The 18396-nt window shown below is 50.7% G+C and carries 18 protein-coding genes and 1 pseudogene; 8 read left to right on the forward strand and 11 right to left on the reverse strand.

The genetic code is table 11. The features are described 5' to 3' along the window. Nucleotides 1-9 precede the first annotated feature (9 nt). The 5 genes and pseudogenes from J3P96_RS26310 to J3P96_RS26330 all read left to right on the forward strand — a co-directional run bounded on the left by J3P96_RS26310 (nucleotide 10) and on the right by J3P96_RS26330 (nucleotide 5561). Nucleotides 10-1590 (forward strand): hypothetical protein, encoded by a 1581-nt coding sequence (locus tag J3P96_RS26310; protein WP_434654079.1) that lies wholly within the window; start codon nucleotides 10-12, stop codon nucleotides 1588-1590. Nucleotides 1591-2077: 487 nt separating this feature from the next. Beyond that, nucleotides 2078-2896 carry a hypothetical protein gene (locus tag J3P96_RS26315; protein ID WP_434654082.1) on the forward strand — a complete coding sequence of 273 codons (819 nt, stop codon included), beginning with the start codon at nucleotides 2078-2080 and terminating at the stop codon, nucleotides 2894-2896. A 288-nt stretch (nucleotides 2897-3184) separates the two neighbouring features. Continuing rightward, a complete protein-coding gene (locus J3P96_RS26320) occupies nucleotides 3185-3544 on the forward strand; it encodes a hypothetical protein (protein ID WP_434654085.1) in 360 nt (119 codons plus the stop codon). 840 nt (nucleotides 3545-4384) lie between these two features. Continuing rightward, nucleotides 4385-5361, forward strand: a pseudogene (locus tag J3P96_RS26325) (integrase domain-containing protein). After that, nucleotides 5358-5561 carry a hypothetical protein gene (locus J3P96_RS26330; RefSeq protein ID WP_434654087.1) on the forward strand — a complete coding sequence of 68 codons (204 nt, stop codon included), beginning with the start codon at nucleotides 5358-5360 and terminating at the stop codon, nucleotides 5559-5561. The pseudogene J3P96_RS26325 and the gene J3P96_RS26330 overlap by 4 nt, the downstream one beginning before the upstream one ends. Nucleotides 5562-5688: 127 nt before the next feature. On the opposite strand, the gene J3P96_RS26335 is transcribed toward J3P96_RS26330, so the two are convergent. From J3P96_RS26335 to J3P96_RS26355, 5 genes are all read right to left on the reverse strand, one after another. Next, nucleotides 5689-7476 carry a DUF2326 domain-containing protein gene (locus tag J3P96_RS26335; protein ID WP_434654090.1) on the reverse strand — a complete coding sequence of 596 codons (1788 nt, stop codon included), beginning with the start codon at nucleotides 7474-7476 and terminating at the stop codon, nucleotides 5689-5691. Next, nucleotides 7473-7703 (reverse strand): ABC-three component system middle component 8, encoded by a 231-nt coding sequence (locus J3P96_RS26340; protein WP_200866307.1) that lies wholly within the window; start codon nucleotides 7701-7703, stop codon nucleotides 7473-7475. Before J3P96_RS26340 ends, J3P96_RS26335 begins: the two co-directional genes overlap by 4 nt. Next, nucleotides 7696-8643, reverse strand: coding sequence for an ABC-three component system protein (locus J3P96_RS26345; protein ID WP_024645031.1), 948 nt, complete (start codon nucleotides 8641-8643; stop codon nucleotides 7696-7698). Before J3P96_RS26345 ends, J3P96_RS26340 begins: the two co-directional genes overlap by 8 nt. Before the next feature lie 28 nt (nucleotides 8644-8671). Then, on the reverse strand, nucleotides 8672-10468 hold the full coding sequence (locus tag J3P96_RS26350) for a hypothetical protein (RefSeq protein ID WP_434654094.1): 1797 nt from the start codon (nucleotides 10466-10468) through the stop codon (nucleotides 8672-8674). Between the two features lie 426 nt (nucleotides 10469-10894). After that, on the reverse strand, nucleotides 10895-11110 hold the full coding sequence (locus J3P96_RS26355; protein WP_434658342.1) for a CopG family transcriptional regulator: 216 nt from the start codon (nucleotides 11108-11110) through the stop codon (nucleotides 10895-10897). A 512-nt stretch (nucleotides 11111-11622) separates the two neighbouring features. Here J3P96_RS26355 and J3P96_RS26360 point away from each other — a divergent pair. Together J3P96_RS26360 and J3P96_RS26365 are read left to right on the forward strand one after the other, a co-directional pair. After that, nucleotides 11623-11901, forward strand: a complete 279-nt coding sequence (locus tag J3P96_RS26360; RefSeq protein WP_434570292.1) for a DUF3077 domain-containing protein — start codon at nucleotides 11623-11625, stop codon at nucleotides 11899-11901. Nucleotides 11902-12132: 231 nt separating this feature from the next. Continuing rightward, nucleotides 12133-13740, forward strand: coding sequence for a methyl-accepting chemotaxis protein (locus J3P96_RS26365; protein WP_434654097.1), 1608 nt, complete (start codon nucleotides 12133-12135; stop codon nucleotides 13738-13740). Between the two features lie 62 nt (nucleotides 13741-13802). Here J3P96_RS26365 and J3P96_RS26370 read toward each other — a convergent pair whose 3' ends face one another. Both J3P96_RS26370 and J3P96_RS26375 read right to left on the reverse strand, forming a co-directional pair. Beyond that, nucleotides 13803-14480: an RES family NAD+ phosphorylase gene (locus J3P96_RS26370; protein WP_434570296.1), complete on the reverse strand. Its 678-nt coding sequence runs from the start codon at nucleotides 14478-14480 to the stop codon at nucleotides 13803-13805. Next, nucleotides 14480-14890, reverse strand: coding sequence for an MbcA/ParS/Xre antitoxin family protein (locus tag J3P96_RS26375; RefSeq protein ID WP_434570298.1), 411 nt, complete (start codon nucleotides 14888-14890; stop codon nucleotides 14480-14482). The genes J3P96_RS26370 and J3P96_RS26375 overlap by 1 nt, the downstream gene beginning before the upstream one ends. Before the next feature lie 313 nt (nucleotides 14891-15203). Between J3P96_RS26375 and J3P96_RS26380 the strand changes: the two genes are divergently transcribed. Then, nucleotides 15204-16127 (forward strand): LysR family transcriptional regulator, encoded by a 924-nt coding sequence (locus J3P96_RS26380; RefSeq protein WP_434654101.1) that lies wholly within the window; start codon nucleotides 15204-15206, stop codon nucleotides 16125-16127. Here the strand turns inward: J3P96_RS26380 and J3P96_RS26385 are convergent. From J3P96_RS26385 to J3P96_RS26400, 4 genes are read right to left on the reverse strand one after another with little or no spacing between them, the layout of a single operon-like run. Next, a complete protein-coding gene (locus J3P96_RS26385) occupies nucleotides 16044-16361 on the reverse strand; it encodes an AzlD domain-containing protein (protein WP_305497500.1) in 318 nt (105 codons plus the stop codon). The two genes, J3P96_RS26380 and J3P96_RS26385, sit on opposite strands and share 84 nt — an antisense overlap. Then, complete coding sequence (locus J3P96_RS26390) at nucleotides 16340-17053, reverse strand: AzlC family ABC transporter permease (protein WP_305497501.1); 714 nt, start codon at nucleotides 17051-17053, stop codon at nucleotides 16340-16342. The genes J3P96_RS26385 and J3P96_RS26390 overlap by 22 nt, the downstream gene beginning before the upstream one ends. Beyond that, the gene (locus tag J3P96_RS26395) at nucleotides 17050-17487 is read right to left on the reverse strand and encodes a GNAT family N-acetyltransferase (RefSeq protein WP_434574309.1); all 438 of its coding nucleotides are present in this window, start codon (nucleotides 17485-17487) and stop codon (nucleotides 17050-17052) included. The genes J3P96_RS26390 and J3P96_RS26395 overlap by 4 nt, the downstream gene beginning before the upstream one ends. 13 nt (nucleotides 17488-17500) lie before the next feature. Next, the gene (locus tag J3P96_RS26400; protein ID WP_305497502.1) at nucleotides 17501-18247 is read right to left on the reverse strand and encodes a 2OG-Fe dioxygenase family protein; all 747 of its coding nucleotides are present in this window, start codon (nucleotides 18245-18247) and stop codon (nucleotides 17501-17503) included. Nucleotides 18248-18396 lie beyond the last annotated feature (149 nt).

Genomic DNA, 18396 nt, shown 5'->3' on the forward strand with positions numbered 1-18396 from the left:
GATCCCAGCATGAACTCTCGCGACGACTTTACTGAAGCCACCAAAATTAAACTTCTAGTTCTTGCCGCAAACCTTTGTTCTAGATGCCGGGTGATTACTGTAGGCCCTACTCACTCCGGAGATCAGCGTAACAGTATCGGCGTGGCTGCTCACATTTGTGGCGCGGCTTCTGGTCCCGGCTCTAAACGGTATGATGCCAATCAAACAACAGAGCAAAGAAAGCATTACGACAACGGAATTTGGCTTTGCTACTCTTGCTCCAAGCTCATAGATAATGAAGAAACCTTCCATGATGCCAATCGCCTTAAAACGATGAAAGCCAATCACTTAGCTTACGCATCTACATTGGTCGGCGTTGCTCTTATGGCACCATTCGAAGCAAAAAATGAAATTCGGGCAGGCATAATTGAAGCTACGCTAGCTCTTTGTAGCAGTGGTGCTGGAAAATTAGATTTGACTGCCGTTTTGGAGGGATATGAAGACCATTTAAAATCAATTGACCCAAATTACGAAGTTGAAATAACAACAACAAATCGAAAAGTGAGATACGACATCACCGCTAAAGAAGGGTTTGTTCCAAGTATTTCTATTATCCCTAGCGCCGAAACTCGGTCGTTACTTTTTGAAAAATTCGAAAACCTCCGACTCACAGGTGAGGACATAGTCATACCGTCAGAAGGCATTGACTTCGTTGGCATAGACATCTTCCAGGAGTTGAAAAAAACAAACCCTAAATCTGTAATAATACTCAAGTCAAAAAAACACAAAATTGAAAGCGAACTATTTCTGGAGTCCGACAAAGGGATTTTCTCCCTAGGCTCCTTCCAATCATTATTGAAGGGAGGCAAACGAGTTCAAGACTATTCAGGCCGCGCCTTAAACGGTTTATTTCAGTACAACTTCATAGTCGACCTAGCAAATGAAAAAGGAACAATGGAGTTTGGTAGCACGATAGCGTCTTGGATTGGCAAGAGGTTATTAGACATCAAACATTTGCCTAAACTTTTAAAAGCTCATAAATTTCTAGAACAAACTAGCAGCTATAGATTTACAGTTGAGTGCGAAATTGGAAATACGACACTTAAAATTCCGAAGGGCATTCAGAATCAACCCGAGAACGTATTATATTTTTTTAGGAGAAATATAAAAGCACTTTATCTTTTAAATGAGATATCGAAAGCCCTTCCTATCAAAGTCTCTATAATCAGCCCGGTTACCACTGATAATTCCATCGAGATAGCAGATTTTTCCTTGCTGCTAGCCTCTAAGCCACAGCCGGAACGTTTAGAACCTGGCACGCTTTTGTTTAATTCTCGACTAGATGAACTCCCTACTCCACTTGCTATTGATCTATGGCGTCAGCGAGAAAATCTCTATCTTTCACTAACTGAACAATACAATAGGACCTCTGACCTTTACGGCAATTTGATATCTTTTCCACGCTGGACCTTTGGCTTTGAAAATTTCACCCCCGTGCTTTACAGCTCCATAGATGAGAATGAACGAAACTATATCTTTGTCAATATTTACTCTAACGAAAACACCACTGTAGCATTCGGCTTGGAGAACGGTAACTTTGAATTACTTTAGCGCTCTAACTAGCCCGTTATACGATCCTGCGAAGTAGTAATTATTGCCACCGAGCATTAGCTAGCAACTCATCATAAGAAATAGTTAAAATCCTGCACGATCTATCATCTGAGGCGGTTGACCTGCGCTGGATAGTCGCGCCCAACCAATTCACATATTAAATAATTCTAGCTTTCGGTCCAGTTTTGCGCTCCCTAATCAGGAATGGATTGTAGCGATCATATCAAAAATCTAGCAGCGCTCCAGTGACTGACTGAGAGAGAGCAAAAGGATATTTTTAGAGATAGCGGATCGAAATCCAAAACTAAAATTCATATAAATCATACAGTTATGACTAATTTCGATTCTTGGTGCCGGCACCATACAGAACAAGGGCTTGCAGCGATGCAGGCCCTTCGTTTTTGTCTCAGACGTAACAACCCACGTAACAAGGCCGCCATGCTTCCAACCATGGCAGTGCGATGGCTTATTTCAAAGGGACGCTCTTGTGACCTGGAAGGCTTGGGATTGGAAGTTTATCGTCGGCACTGTGATCGCACTCGCAGCTTTGGTTATTCCTCAGATAGATCTATCGTCTCGTTCACTTGTCGTTCGCCTATCGGCAACGTCGTCTCTACAGCCCGCCGTAAACATTCAGAATCTTCAAATTTCGCTTAACGGTCAAAATGTCGAATCGCCATACATCTCGACATTAGAACTGGTTAATAACGGATCAAAACCTATTCTCAGCTCAGATTTCGACGGCGCTTTACAAATACTGACGGCAAACGAAGCCAAATTGGTAAGCGTTGAAATCACAAGCACGACTCCCAAGAACATCCCCGCAAGAGTCCTCGCTTCTGGAAATGGGGCATCAATACCCCCGTTTCTTTCGAATCCCAAAGACTCCATTACCATTGTCACGGTTACCTCTGGACCACGCCCGGCGTTCGAGGTGCGGGCTCGTATTGCGGGTATTAACGAAGTGGAATTCGAAGACGGTACGGTCCAAAGCAGCAGCTATTGGAAGTTGCTCGGTAGGCTGGCGACCTCGTACGGTCTCGTTTTCCTGTACTTCGTTTTCACGCCAATTGCTTTCCGCAACAGGCAATTAATGGTGCCGCGTGGCCTGGCTTTCTCCATCGCGATTGCATGTGCGTTTGGTAGCGTTGGAACGCTCAGTCATAACCTCGAAGAGTTATTGTCTGGCTTGCCTTACCCTAGAGAAACGTCCTTCTTAATGGGGCTTGGAGTAACCCTGCTCATGGGGTATCTGGCACTCAGATACACGCGGCGCTTGATAGAAACAGACCGATTGAAGGACTGAGTGTCGCGACTGGACCTCAGCGAGATAGGTCGAATTTTAAAGCCCTAGCGATGTATGCGGGTGTGACGAAGCGCCGCTTATGCGAGGAGGAAAAAAATTAAAGTTGCCCCCCTCAAAGGCTTGTAGTGTCAGAGTTGAAACCCAGTAAATACGGGGCCTGCAGAGGATCGACTGACAGATATCCATGATCTGACAGGGTTTTGAGGGTCAACATAAATAAACGCTAACGAGGCATCTCGAAGCTATCCTTCAAAATGCCCAGGCCCGCACTGATCAAGAAGAATAAACATGCGTAAGACATCCTCCCGAGCAGCACTACCCAACATCGAAATCATCAAGAAAGGCGCGGCTTGGGAGGTTCGTTGGGATTACCAGGAAGCCCCCGAAAGCTCGATCCTATTCCAACGCGGCGAATATCTACGCGGCTACATCGACGGCACGATGGATGACCTGGACATTCAACCCGACAACGTGTGCTGCGCCAGCGGACAGACCGGGACCGTGAAGAAGCTGAACGAAGACCAGGCTACGAGGCTGCGCGATGCTTTGAACCGCGTGCTGATCCCGATCGTGACCAAGGAATTCACGCGCCTCCAGAACATGAACAGCCTACCTCACCTTCGCATGGTTGACGTTAGCGAGGCGTGAAAGCCTCGGTAATTCTGCGTTCTCGCTACAAGCCTCGCCCCGCTTGGCTTGTAGGGAATTCAGCCTCCCCCGTACACAAACCAATCCCCGCATAAAAAGAGCGTGCGCGTTTTGCAAATCGAACTGAAACCGACGTTGACCGTAGAAAAGATCGGGCAAAGTACTGTCGTTGACAGCAACCCAGGTACCCAGAACCTTTAAGGCTACGCCACACCGTGGTGGTTCTCCCAAAGTGCGATTAGCGTCCGGCGGCTCGCACGGTCATAGCGATGTGATGGATGCCTACTTTTACCAGTGTGCCCACTGCGGCAACTCTTCCCCTTTCATAGCTGCCCTGCAGCAACCTATCCACTTGGCCGTTCCCGTGCGCCAACCTGCGCCCGTCTCTTTCTTCTGGAAAGAGACGGGCGCTCCTACCGCTGCTGCAGCCCAACTCGTACAAGGCTTTGCGGCATTCCCCCTCGTGAGAATCGGCGTGACAAACACCGAAGTCACCGGCGATAGCAATGCAGATGATGGTGCCGCAGCCCACGGAATGGACTGCTCCTGACTGACAGTCAGGCATGCCCCGATCATCGCATCGCTGCCTTCACCCGACTCAGGATCTCGCGGCACCGGTCTCGTCAGCCGGTGCAGCCTCCACCCGCCCACTTCTTCGGGAGTGCTCAGGAGGCCAGATCATAAGATGCCCAAGCTCCCGGTCGTAAAGAGCCACCAGTCCCGCGTTAGCGGACAACCCTCACAGGTCGCAGGGGCCTTGATCCCTGATAACACTCAACATTCTTGGCGGGATGACGTGGGGAAGGTTTTAAAAGTTTTGGCTTCGAGAGGAGTTCGATCATGGCACTGGTAGCTAAACGTGATGGGCGCAATTTTGGCTATGGCCGGCAACTGAGTTATGCCGGGCCACAGGCGCTACGTGATCTGTTTGGCGGCGGGCATTACGGGACGGTCAAAGCACACAGTGATCGTTGGCTGGCGTTTGTTCGGTGGTGTCGTTCGGAGGATGGACCAGGATTTAACGATGCGCAGCAGATGGATCGGCAGACCTTACTGGATTACGCAGGACACCTACGCCAGCAGGTTGCACAAGGAGCTATCGGCATCGCGACCGCGCAAAACCGATTGTCCAGCGTGAACCGAACCATGGCCGCGCTTCGCGGTGATCAGTCCGTGAAAGTACCGAGCCCAAGCAAGGCGTTGGGAATGCAGCGGGCCAGTGTTCGTCGCTCAGTGCCGCAAGGCCAAGACCGCGAACAGGTGAAACGGATCGTCGACGCGCTCTGCGAACAGAATCCCCGTGCCGCAGCCGTTATGCAGTTGGCACGGCCACTGGCATGCGATTGCGCGAGGCGATTCTGGCCGACCTACCACGCCTCAAGCGCGAAGCCAAACATTACGGCAAGATCAATATCCAGGATGGAACCAAGGGTGGACGCTCGGGGGCATCTGCGCCTCGCTGAATTCAGGTAAATGTTCAAATCCACGAAGCACTCAGCTATGCCGAGCAGGTCTCTCCCAACGATAGTTGCAACCTGCTGGCACCGAACGAAAGCTACTTCGACTTCCAACGAAGAGTCGTGCGACCCGTCCGAGACTTCCTACATACGAACAACCTCAAAGGCTTCCACGAACTGCGCGCGGCTTACGCATGCGAACGCTATGAGCAGATCATCTGTCACCTAGCGCCTATCAACGGCGGCAGATGCAGCCAGCTAGATCTGCAACTCGATCGAGAGGCACGCTCACAAATCAGTTATGAACTGGGGCATGGTCGAATCGACGTGGTATCGGCCTACATTGGTGGTCGACAATGATCAGACCATTCGATATGGAGCTGTTCCTGGTGGGGGTCCTGACAGGGTCGCATGCCACACGCCAGCGCCATCTACGCCAAGCAAAGACCATTCAAGCCGCGATCTCTGATCGCTGGTACCGAGATAATCCATGGACGTGGCAGCACAAGCATCTCACCTGGTTTCTAAATCAACAAACAGCCGGCTCCCATTACTATTAACTTCTAACCTCGAGGCTGATAGTTCGTCGACTAGGAAAAAAATGGGTCTTAAACACTACCCCCCTGACAGAAAAAATTATCGCATCAATGACCTTAATGGCCATAATACAAAAAACTCTAACTCAAACTACCAAGTAGGTATATTAAACAATCTGCCAGAACTACCTTCGTCATGTAGCACGCGGGCTAGTTCATACTCCGAGAATACAACTCCATCTGGCACGTCGGAGTCGATTGTAGTCAAAATATACTGAATCCCAGAGAGACTAGATGCTGTTCGGACGTACTCAATAAACTCAATTTTCTTTCTATCGTCAAGTGTCTCCAACCCACCATCATGATATAAGAACCGCAAAAAATCCATTTTTGAATACGCCATTGCGACAGCGATATCAAAGCCTATACACAGCATTTTTCTGTAGCTATGCCCATCGCTCTCTCCAGTTATTCGTCCTAGACCATTTAAAAGACCAGCCGAATATTCCAAATTCCCTTCAGCATTTTGCTCAGTTATTAATACTCCGTCCTTATTTAATACTTCCGTTACAAAGTTCGCAAAATGCTCTTTTATCCCTTTATAGATTCCATCATTCGACCGGATGACCGAATCGCGATTCATCCTAATCTTCTCTACAACCTCATCTTTTTCTCGAATCAGCTTTCTACAATCAGCCTCCATACTTTTCACAGAAGAGTTCACTTCCAACCTTCGATTCAGCTCATAAATGTAGGACTTTTGTTCAGAAAGAAGATCTGACACTTCTTGATACTTTAAAAAAACATCTTGCGAGCGTAGATACCCCAATTTCTTTGAGCGTTCTTCACTAAGCTCAGAAATAGAGCTAGCCACTTCAACAAGTTCGCTTTCCAGCTCCCCTATTTGCTGAAAAATAAACCCTTGACGCTCAATAGTTATTTTACGATTAAACTCTACCAGTTCCCCAAATGTTCGCTTAAGCTGACCATCAAATATAACACCCGACTCCTCGAAAAGCTGAGACAAACTGTCCAACTCGATTTTAACATCGCTCGACGCCAAGGACTTATTGAGTTTCTTTAACCGTGCTGAAAGATAGTATCTTAAATTATTAAGATCACTTATCTGTGAATTTATACCATCCGCGAGTTCTTCAATATAAAGCACATCAATGCTATCAAAATTAAAATTCTCCAACTGCCATTCCAAATCAGAAACTTGGTTCTTTTTCACGCCAAGCAGGTTCAATATCGTTTCTTCTTGATCGCCTGCAGTCAAGCCTATAGCGGATTTTAGCTTAGCGATTTCCTCCCGCAGAGCCTCAACCTCGCTCTTTAGCAAGTAATTTCTCTTCAACGAATGCGAGTCAAATCCCAGAAGGTGTCCAACATATGGTTTCCAATAGACATGTTGTCCTCTATGCTTATCCAATTGAAAAACATCCGTGTAATCATCCTGACCTCTTAGACAGTAAGCGATAGCATCACGATAACTCCATGGATCAATAACCAAGAGATTAAGGTAGGAGTCAAGAACAAGGCGTGCTTTGTCGATTGCAAGATCACTATAATCCCAGAGCGCATCTTCTAAACCTCGAAAGCATTGTTTAGCTTTTGAGTGTTTCCTTAAAAAAATTCGAGTGTTTTTTGATACTCCGCGCTTTACAGTTAAAAACTCACCGGAGTTCAGCTTAAGCTCAATGTAAAATTCATATTTTTCAAACACAGGAAAAAATTCAAACAGGAAGAAAGTCTTGTGCCGCCCTTTCAACAAACAAAAATCAATAAGTTCTGCCAGTTTGCTTTTACCTAAATTATGGGCATCTGTCGATTTCAAGGTCTTATTAAAAACCCTACCAAGTATGACATTAAAACCATCATGGAAATCAACAGTAGAAAATTCGCTTTCGAAATTTGAATATATCCTAGAAATTTTCATGGTCCGACATACTCGATAAGATCATTCTTACGGTGATAATCAACCAACCCCAAAAGAAAAAGCAACTGCAAGCTCGGTTTAAATAAAATATTTGCCCTAGCATCGTAAGAATTAAGCTTTTCCAGCAAATCAGAATAGCTCTCAAATTTAGACTTCTTAATGGAGCCCAATAAAAAACCAGACACTGCCAGAACAGTGAGATCGGGATGAGAGTTCTTATTAGGCATTAGCAACATCATCATCTCCAATGTCGCAATGATAATACATATAATACATCATAGATCTGGTTAACTGTTTGTTCCCTTTTAGTTCAACATCCCGTTCCAACAGCAGTTCGATCAACTTCTCTAGCACAACATCAAAACTCTGACCAGGGATTCGAAGAGCGATAATTTTCGCAGCCAGTTCTTCTGATACGCCTAAGTATAGCCTCTGCAAATCATCGTTTTCAGGCATCGCGAGGAAGTCCTGGATGAGATACATGTCTTCAATTTTTCTTTTTATGAGCTTAGAATATTGATCAGAAAGACTATTTATCTCATTCTTTCTTTCAAAATCGGTTCTAAATATTCGGGTAGATATGTCGCGTTTAGTTATACCTCCTAAGCCATTACTAAGCCCTACTATAATACTAGCCAGGTCATCTGGCTCTATGTTCAAAGGCATCTCGAATGGGTTTAAACCGACAGCAGCTGGAATGTCGGGGTAGAATTTCAAATAATTTTCAAAACTCTCGATACCAACCAATCCAATATTCTGTTTGTCGAGGCCAGTCTCAAAAGAGATAAAGTTCTTGATGGCCTCATTCGCATTGCCTGGAAGCTTTCTATTTGAAAAAAGCAAATAATTACTTAAACCATCGTTATCGATCAGTCCCTTAATCTTTAAAATCTCACCATTGACAGCCGACGAGGCGACCCCAAAGAAGTCAGGGTCTGAAAATTTCTTATTGTATGCCAGCGTATGTTTTGCTTGAATCACAGTTAAACCGCTCCACGGCTTTGATCTGCTTGGAAACAATTCTGCTTCTCCGTGAAAACGGGAATCGCGCCCACCATCTGGCCCATCAGAAAATGTTTCAGTGCCCAAACCTAACAGCCGATAACAAACGTGAATTACCAGAGTCTCAAATTGCGTCGGGGATAATTCACTATACTGATATTTCATACCTGCATCCCTCTCAGATATTTTTATTTCATGGGTTACATAGAATATGAGGTTGAACACCATATTCCTTACAAGCACCAATGAAAGTATTGATCAGCCAGATCAACTGAATATAATGCGGCCGACACGTTCCTGTTTGCGCCAACTCATTAAATTGAGTTTCCAATACACTCTTTTTTAAAAATGGTGTTGCCAACACTATTTTTCTCACTGAGTTTTGATTGGATGTAATCGCGTTTAATGCGTTTTCAATATCTGTCCAATTTTTTCCGCCTCTGACTCTAGTGATTTGAGTGTTTTCGTAGAAACCTGCCCAATCACGATCATGTTTTTCTCTAAATTCAATAGTATCAGCGAATGTGCGTCCAATATTTTTTAGGCCTTGAGCAACCACTTCATGAAAGCTACTTGCACCGTAACTTTCACCTTTAACGAATTTTGAATGTATGAACGATATCGCCGGAGGATTAGCATTGGGTTCAAAGAAAATATGGTCAGCCCATTCGTCATTCATATCGTCGCATACAGTGACCCCGTCAGGCAGGCATACTAAATCTTCAACCTTCCGAAACAACGATAACTCAGGAAACTTATCGATACCTGGTGGATACCTTCTATCCTCATTCTTTTCCTTTTCACTACGAACTCCAGAAAAATCGTAGTTAGGATTAAAAATAGATAAGACCGCCGGCAAATTATTTAATAATTTCTTGTCTTCGAAACAGTCTCTTCCGAAGTAGGCATACTTCGGAGTATTAAACATGATCGAAAACGGCTTATGGGTATTGATATATTTCGTCAATGACATGCACTGTTCATTTTCAATATACAGCAAAATATTATCTGTGATTTTTGATTTGAATGAAGCCACCCGCTTTTGCAAAGTTACAGCGCCTGAAACTTCTTTCCCTTTAAAAACCATCGTCCCACCCGTCACAACCTTAGCCGGCGTTTTGAAACAATCGAATAGACGCTTCATTTGAAGCGAGGACATCGCCTCCTCACCTCCACCGCGTAAAACCTTTATTTCCGATGCGGAGTTTCCGGACCTGATTAGCTCATCTAATTCGTCAAGATTAATAAATAATGCGATAGGCTCGAAACCTTTTTGGACAATTTCCTCAAGCGTAATAGGGGAGGCAAAGCCATTAATGAACTCGCTTTTGTTTGCAAGATTTTTAATTTCCTGCACCGTGGCCATTACCCACCTTACGACTTCATTTAAATTAGATCGTTTATCTCTCAGGGTTACTCTAGACGCGTTAGGTGTCAAAGTAATCGTATCCCCTTGCACCTTTATTCTAAAACTTTGTGGTATAGAACGGCTTGATGAGTTTGACGAAAGTATTCCATTTAGCCGTCGGGCTTCATACGCTCGGCTTCTAATGACAGCATCCGAAATCGCCATGTTACTCATTGTAACTTTTTCATACTCCGGGTCGTTTCGCCCTTGGAAATTTGTAAATTTCTCATACTCGAACTCATCTAAGAACTCGGAAAACTTCTTCTCCAGCGAGGAAACATGCTTCTTTATTATAGCTACAGCTGAATCGTACTCTACGATTAAGGCAAACGCGTACTTCTCCTCACGAATATCGGTTTGATCCAAAAATGAGGGTTCACTAACAATTTTATAGGCGACTGCAGAACACAAAATAACTTCTTGATTAACAACCAGTTCTTCCTTGATAATTTTTATTAAGAACCCACCGATTTTCTCAGAAGAGATATCTTTAAATACTTCAGATATTTTCTTTTTGGTTATTTTTTTCTTAATTTTATAGAACTGTGCGCTTTTCCCAAGATAAACATTCGTGAATTCCATCTGCATACTTCCTTGTTAGTCGCAAGGGCACGATCATACCAAATGGCCTTGTGCCAGCCTAGAAATATCGAGCAGAAATAAGACAACGCTTCCAGCGCGAATCTGGAAGGCTGAAATTACATTATTTTAGGAAGCGTTATCCGGGCATTAAGATGTTAATTATTCTATAGGAGCAATCCCGATTCGATTCCACTGAAGGCCATAACTAGCTGATTTGTTTATAGTTACTGGTCGGGGTATGCCAAATTTTCCACCGACGTCTAAACCCGCAGGAAACCTGGCCTCGCCAAAAGCTACCGTTCGTCTGGTGCCGCACCATACAAAACGAAGCCCTCGCAGAAATGCGGGGGCTTTGTTGTTTCTAGCGGTAGAAGAGACTGCGCCTGAGCCCGACGCACTTCCTCCCAAACCACTCGCTCTAGCCATTCATCCCCAGCGTCGGGCGCGCATCGCAGCAACCAGATCAGCGGAGGCGAATCTCCCTCGATCGGCCTCGTCTACGGCCATTTCAATCTGTGCGGCCAAAGCCTTCTCATGCTCGGTACAGTCGCGAAGGATGTGATCGTCAACTCCGTCCATCCTAGGCAGGTCAGCAGGAGAGCTCGAAGGATGTTCCGGCAGGTTTAGAGTTATTTCGATCATGACTACCTCAATGATGAAGTTTCGGGCCAGCACGCCTTCGCGCTTGATTGCAGAACTGAGACGACATGAGCAAGCACTGCTTTCACGATTCACTATGATGAGTATCTTTCGACTGCACCATAAAATTACCTAAACCTCACCCGCCAGCATCGCGCCACGATTGCACCCTACCCAATCGCCCGCTACTCTCCAACTGTCGCTGCCAATTCAGCGACCGGGCCTGAGAACCCGGGTAAGATGCAGGCGCTACAGCGCCCGAATCACGTTTTGCGGCGTTTTTTTATGTCCGCAATCCGTGCAATGGCGGCTGTGCGTGGGAGACCTTCGGGTCTGCCGGGTTCCTGTATCTCCGGTTTCTCAGCCTGCGCACAGCTGCCACCCATTCGCCTGAGAACGAACGTGGTAGCTCTCAACTGATATGGGAGTCTATCGATGCACGCCATGGATCTGCTGCAGTCTCGCTTTATCACCTTGCCAGCCACCCGCCGCCAATTGGCGATCGGAGGTGCGCAATGACCAATCCCAAAGACCTCAAAACCCCAGGCCTAACCCCCTTCTCCTACCACTCCGACCGCCCCCTGTTCCGCGTCAACAGCGGCATCCCTATCGGCGAAGCCCTCTCCCATGCATCCGATCTTCTCCACATCGCCATGCGTCTGGCCGATGACGCGGCGATGGTTCGGGGTACGGATCGTTATGCCTGGGCGTCGTGTTATTTGCAGGAGATGAGCAAAGCCGTCATCGACGACGTGGTGAAGGTGCTGGAGGCGCCGGGGAGTAATCCTGCTTAAAGGGTAGTGATGCGATGCTGCTCCTTGTGCGGGGGCAGCATTGGGTTTCGTCTGTAGCAAAGAGGGGCCGCTTCGCAGCCCAGCGGGAGCAAGCTCCCTCGCCACGGGTTAATGGAGCATTCATCTATTTATTTTCCCCGCCGATAGCCTCAATCAAGAGCATGCCTTTCCAAGGCTCGGCGAGCGCTCATCTACACTTGCCCAAATCCCCCGCTCCAGGAGCAACAAGCGATGAAAATCCGCACCAAGGTTGTAGGTTCGGGGTTGGTCAGCCTGTTTTTTGCGCTGTTGCTGGGCGGTATCGGGCTGTGGGGTTACCACGCCATGACCGATGCTCTGGCGCAGAACGAGACCAGTATTTCGGCGATGCGCAAGCACATGGAGGCGGACATGATGCACGACGCCATTCGTGGCGATGTGTTGGCTGCCTTGCTGGTTGCACCGGGAGATGCCGAGGGCGCGAAGGAAGTCACCGAGGCGTTCGACGAGCATTCGCAGCGGATGCGCAAGGTTATCGCGGAGAACGCCGAGGCTCGGTTGCCGGGTACGATTTCACAAACCATTGCCGAGCTGAAGCCTCAGGCCGAGGCGTATATCGCCTCGGCGAAGCAAGTGATTGGCAAGGCATTGAGCGGGGCTCAGGATGGCCGGGCGTTGCGTACCGAATTTGATAAAGCGTTTTCGGCGCTGGAAGAGCGTAACGAAGCGGTCAGTGAATTGATCGAGAGCCAGGCGCAGGTTTCTCGCGAACATCAGGACCACAGCATCCATACCTCGGAACGCTGGTTGATCATCACGTTGCTGGCCACCTGCGTGGCGCTTGCATTGCTGTCGTGGAGCCTGCTCAAGGCAGTGCTCACGCCGCTGAACAAGATCATTCTCAATACCCAGGCGATTTCTCAAGGCGATTTGCAGCGCTCGATGGGCCCTCATGGCGATGATGAGCTGGGCCAGTTACAGGCGGTGATCGAACAGATGCAGGCCAACTTGCGGCAGATGATCGCGACGATCCGTAGCCAGAGCGACGAGTTGCATGGCACGTCCCGCAATCTGGGCGATACGGCGCGGCAGATTGTGTCCAGCGCCGACCAGCAAGCCCAGAGCGCTACCAGCATGGCGGCGAGCATGGAGCAGATGATGGCGAACATCAGCCAGATCCATCAGCACGCCGACAGCGCGCGGACGATTTCGGCGCAGTCCGAACAACTGGCGAGCAGCGGTGGGCAGGTGATTCTGGGTGTAGTGGAAGGCATGAACCGGATCGCCGAGGTGGTCAACCAGTCTTCCAGCAAGATCACCGCCCTGGATGCGTCGTCCGAGGATATCCATTCGATCATCCAGGTGATCAAGAGCATCGCCGAACAGACCAATCTGCTGGCCCTCAACGCCGCCATCGAGGCCGCCCGTGCTGGCGAGGCGGGCCGCGGTTTTGCGGTGGTGGCCGATGAGGTGCGCAACCTGGCGGCGCGCACCACTCAGTCCACCCAGGAGATCACCGCGATGATCGAGCGCATCCAGTCCAGCGCCCGGGATGCGGTGGCGAACATGCAGGCCTGCGTCAGCCGCGTGGACGAAGGCGTCAACCTGGCCCAGCAGGCCGGCGTGTCGATCAGCGAAATCCGCACGGGCGCACGGCATGCCGCTGAAGTGGTGGAGGAAATCTCCCAGACCATTGCCGAACAATCAAAAGCCAGTGACGAAATGGCCCAGCGGGTAGAAGCAATAGCCGAGCAGTCTCGGGAAAACACCCGCTCGATTCACGATCTGACAAAAACGGCTGACCATCTGAACGACGCCGCGGGCTCGATGCAGGCTTCGGTGCAACAGTTCAAGATTTGATCAACCACGCCCGCCTGTACGTGGGGTAAAGGAGCTTGCCCGCTGGCCGCACGGCAGCTCCTTCACACTTGGCTGACCTCAAACACGAACGAAATCTCCCGTTTCTGGGCACTCCACACGTAACGAATATGCTTGCCCTGCACCGGAATCGACACCGCCGGCGGGCGAAACGCGGCCACGCATTCGTGGCCGGGCAAGCGGACGCTGTTGTACAGCAACCCCCACGACAAGGTTTCACGCAGCTCCCGGGCAAATACCTGGGACGGGCCGTACGCGTCAGGGTCCGGGTTATGCAGATGGGGATAATCGTGGCGGATGTCGTGCAGGGGTTTGACGATCTTGTTGACGTAGGTGCGCATGGTCAACTCCAGGTCCGGCTCGTTGGTCGCGCCAAGGAAGCGTGCCTGGTGGTAGCAGGTCTCGGCAATCGCGGCTTCCTGGCTGCTGGCAGCGTAGTAGACGCCGAACGTGCCGTCGCTGAAGCGGCTGCGCTTGCCGATGTGAGTGAATGCCGCCATCACCGGCGAGGAGCCCGGGCCGGAAACCCGGTCTTCGGGGCGTACCCGGGACAGCACACCGGCCTCTTCCATGAGCCGGTCATTGGTCAGCGCTTCGAGGGCGTAGGCGGTGGGCAGGTCTTCGGGGTCAAGCACGTCTTCGAACAGCGTGATCGGCGGAAAGCTGCTGTTGACGATCCGATAGGCCCGTTTCCATTGCGGGTCCGCCAGTGGTGGCGTCATCAGCCGCGCACTCCGTCGAGGTATCGCCGCACATCGGCGATGTCCACCACTCGCCCGGTCAGCATGTAGGAAAGCGCCGACTGGCCGTTGAATGGCGCCGCGTTATTGGGGCTGCTGACCCATTGATACACGCGGTCCCGGCTGTTGCTGAAGATGATGCTCAGGGCTTTATGAATACCCATGAGGTAGGAGATTCGCTCGAGGGTATCGCGCGGCAGTCTTACGTTGTCGGGTAATTGTTTGTACTTGTAGAAAGTCGTGTTCCCTACCTTGCCCAACAGCGTGCGCTGCTGCTCGACGCTGCAGCCCCACAACTCCATGAGATTGAAGAAGAACTTCAACGCGATTCGACCCGCGTCCGGGGAATCCAATTGTTGCTGTGCGTTGAGCGTGATGGAGGAAGTCGCCATGAGGTTTGGGCTCCTGTATTACGGACTGTTGCGTAAAGACTAATACATAAACGGATAAAAATTAAGTTTTAATTCGCAAGCGAATAGATTGAGGACCAGGAAGTCTGGATTTACCCGCAGATGTTTCGGCCTATACACAGCACCAGCAAAAAATCAGAATCGCGCATAAGCTCCAATCATCGCCTGCCGGAGCTTTTCGCCACAAAACCGCGACAACCGTGGCAAGGTGCTTGATGATAGCCAGCATCGCACCGGCAGACCCTGGCCAGGTGCCAAATAATAGCGAGCCCACTTAAGCAGAGGGCATTACCCCATGGATAGCAGAACCTTACGCAACCTCATGCGCATCGTGCAGACCGGCTCGTTGTCGGCTGCGGCGGAGCAGTCGTGCCTGACGGTGCAGGCATTGGCGGCACAATTGAACAAGGTCGAAGAACAATTCGGGTTTCGGTTGTTCCGCCGCTCGAACAAAGGCCTCGCATTGACCAGCCAGGGCTCGGAACTGACGCCCTTCATGGATCAGGTCCTGGCGGCCGCCCGGCAGCTGGAGGAAAAAGTCGCGGCGCTCAAGACGCCCAGGCGACGTACCCTCAAGGTAGCGCTCAACACGACGCTGCCGGCGGAATTCAATCGACGGATGATCGAACGCCTGATCGCCGTTTTCCCCCAGTATCAGCTGGAGTTCAGCTACGCCGAATCGATGGAGAACCTGAGCAAGCTCAAGAACGAGCATTTTGACCTGGCGATCCTGGTCGGACAGCCGAGCGGATTTACCAGCATCGCGATGCCGGATGTCCAGGTACGCGTGGTCGGCGCCCATTGTGGCGAGGAAGATGATTCCCTTGGCCTGCTGGGTGACCGGTTCCAGGTGCGTCCGGCAGAGGAATGTCCTTATTCGCGCAGTTTCCTGCGCTTCCTCGACGCCGGTCTCGGTGAATACGGGCCAAGCCAGCGAATGGTCTATTCCTGCAGCGAAACCCTGACGCTGTCGTTGATTACCCAGCTCGACGGTTTGGGCCTTGTCTCCCGGGACGCGGCGCTGCGCAACGGCCTGGCTATCTTCCCGGATTTCGAGGACTTCCTGGAAGTACGCCTGGCGGTAAACAACCCTGAGCTTTCTGACCAGGCGCTGCATGATGTGGTAGACCTGACGCTACAGGAACGAACCGAGCGCGATATACGCCGCCGTGCCCACCGCCACACTGAGAAACAGGTTGCGGCTGAAATACGCACATAGCAGGGTCGGAATCGCGGCGTAGAACTCTGGACGGTCGAGCTGTATCTGCTGGTCCTTGATCAACAACGGCGTCAGGGTGATCGCAGCGACGATCGCCACCGGCAGGTATTCCAGTGCACGGGCAACGAAGGGTGGCCAGTTTTCGGTGTTGACCTGCAGCGGCAAGGCCCGGGGCAGGAAGGTCACGGCCATCATCAGGACCACAACCAGGATCAGGAACGTTTGGTCAGGCATACGCCCACCCCGCAGCCAAAAAACGTGGCAATGAATACGTTGAACGGCGAGCTGCCCAGCAGGCTCAGCGCGCCCATGCAGGCCACGGCCGCCAGCGCCGCGATCAGTTTGTTACGCGTATTGCACAATGAAACCAGCACGTAGAGCATCATCGCGGTCAGGGCGTAATCGAGCTGATACTTGATCAGGTGCGCGGCGTATTGCGCACAGACAGCACCCAGCAAACCGCCCAGCACCCAGGACGTGTGGCAGAAGAGGTTGAAACCGATCAGGTAGCGCACGCTTACCGGCGCCCCGCTGCCGAGCTTGACGCTGTGGAAAGCGAACGACTCATCGGTGAGCCCCGACGCGTAGCACCAGCGCTCGAAGCGGCTAAGCCCCAGTGCTCGCAAAGCCTTGGCCATATAGACAGACATCAGCATGTGACGGGCATTGATCAGGAATGTCGTCAGCACGATGGTGGTCAAGGAGGCCCCGCTGGAAATCAATGCCAGCGCGGCGAATTGTGAAGCTCCCGCGTACACGAACAGGCACATCGCAACTGGCAGCCACAAAGGCAAGCCGGCGTTGACCGCCATCAGACCGAACACAAACGAAACCGTGAAATAACCCGCTACCACCGGACTGGCTTCAGCAAAGGTTCGCGAGGCTTGTGGTTCGACCGCCAGCGGCTGGCTGGAAGTCTTGTTCATAAATCCCTCTCGAAAGTGATTTCACCCCGGGGTTCGCAGAACCCTTGGGCCGCCCAGAAACGCTTGCCGGCCAGATTGGCTTCGTCGACGAACAGAAACATGCGCAGCACGCCAACCCGCTTCATGTCGGCCGATGCCGCCTCTACCAGCCGCTGGCCCAGGCCTTGAGTGCGATGCCTTGGGCTGACGGCCAGGTGATTGATGGTGCCGCGAGTGCCAAGCATACCGCCGATGACCGCGCCGACGACGTCACCCGTCGCATCGAAGGCCAGGTAGGCTGTGGTGGTTTCCTGCAGCAACACCCCACGCAGGAACCGGGCATCCTGCCATTCGCAGAATGACACTTCGGCAAAACCGCGAAAAAACTGCTCCAGTCGTTCGGCGTCCCTGACCATGGCCCGGCGCAGCAGGACCTGCTGCGCCGACTCATCCATGGGTTCGAGCTGTTCAGCGAACAATGTCGAAAGCGGTCCCGGGCCGCGAAAAGGAAATCGCCAGAATCTGCCTGAAGGCCATTTCATGGCTATGGGTGTTGCGGGCAGGGGTCACGTAATGGCGCATGTCGCGATCAAGGAAGAACGTCGTGTCGAGGATGTCCTCGTAGGTGGTCGCCGCCAGTTGCTCTTCCTGGGGACTGTAGAGACGGCTTTCAGCGCCCGCCACATTGTTGCGGCCCCAGAAGTGCACGCCGCTGAACGGATACCCATCGCAATGGATGCCCTCGGGGGTGATTTCCAATTGCTTGCCCGGCTTGATCTCGATGCGGATCTGGTGGATCTGGCACTGCCAGATCTCATCGTGCAATTCCTGCGGGAGGACGTTCTTGTACACCTCGAAGTCCGTATCGATCAGGCTGCGCATGACCGGCGAATTGATCACTTCGTTGGAGAAATCCTGGAAGTGCCGCTCCAGTCCGCCGACATAGCTGTTGTTGGCCTTGGACTGGACATAGGCCCGGTGCTCGAGTTGCTTGAGCTCACGGGTTGCTGGGTTGTATTCGAAATCGCTATAGCGACGGAAACGCATGCCGGACTCGGCCTGACCGTAATAGCTGTCGGGCTCCATGTTTTCCCAGCTTTTGGTCAGCCGGACAAAGTCGCCGAAATGACCGTAGAGATTGAAGTCACCACCGCGGACGTTGACGTATTTGTCACGCCTTAGCGCTTCGCCCACTTCCCTGTTCAGAACGATCATTTTTCTCAGGTCTCCACTGCAATGAGCGGACTAATCTATTAGGTGCAGGATTTCCGTCCATGAGAAAGTATTTGAGGCATTTCAAGCCGCGCTTGAAACGGTGCAAAAAATTTCATTAGTGCGACTTTTTGCCATGAAGATCACCCTCA

The sequence above is a fragment of the Pseudomonas sp. R3-56 genome (genome assembly GCF_051132075.1).
Taxonomy (GTDB): domain Bacteria; phylum Pseudomonadota; class Gammaproteobacteria; order Pseudomonadales; family Pseudomonadaceae; genus Aquipseudomonas.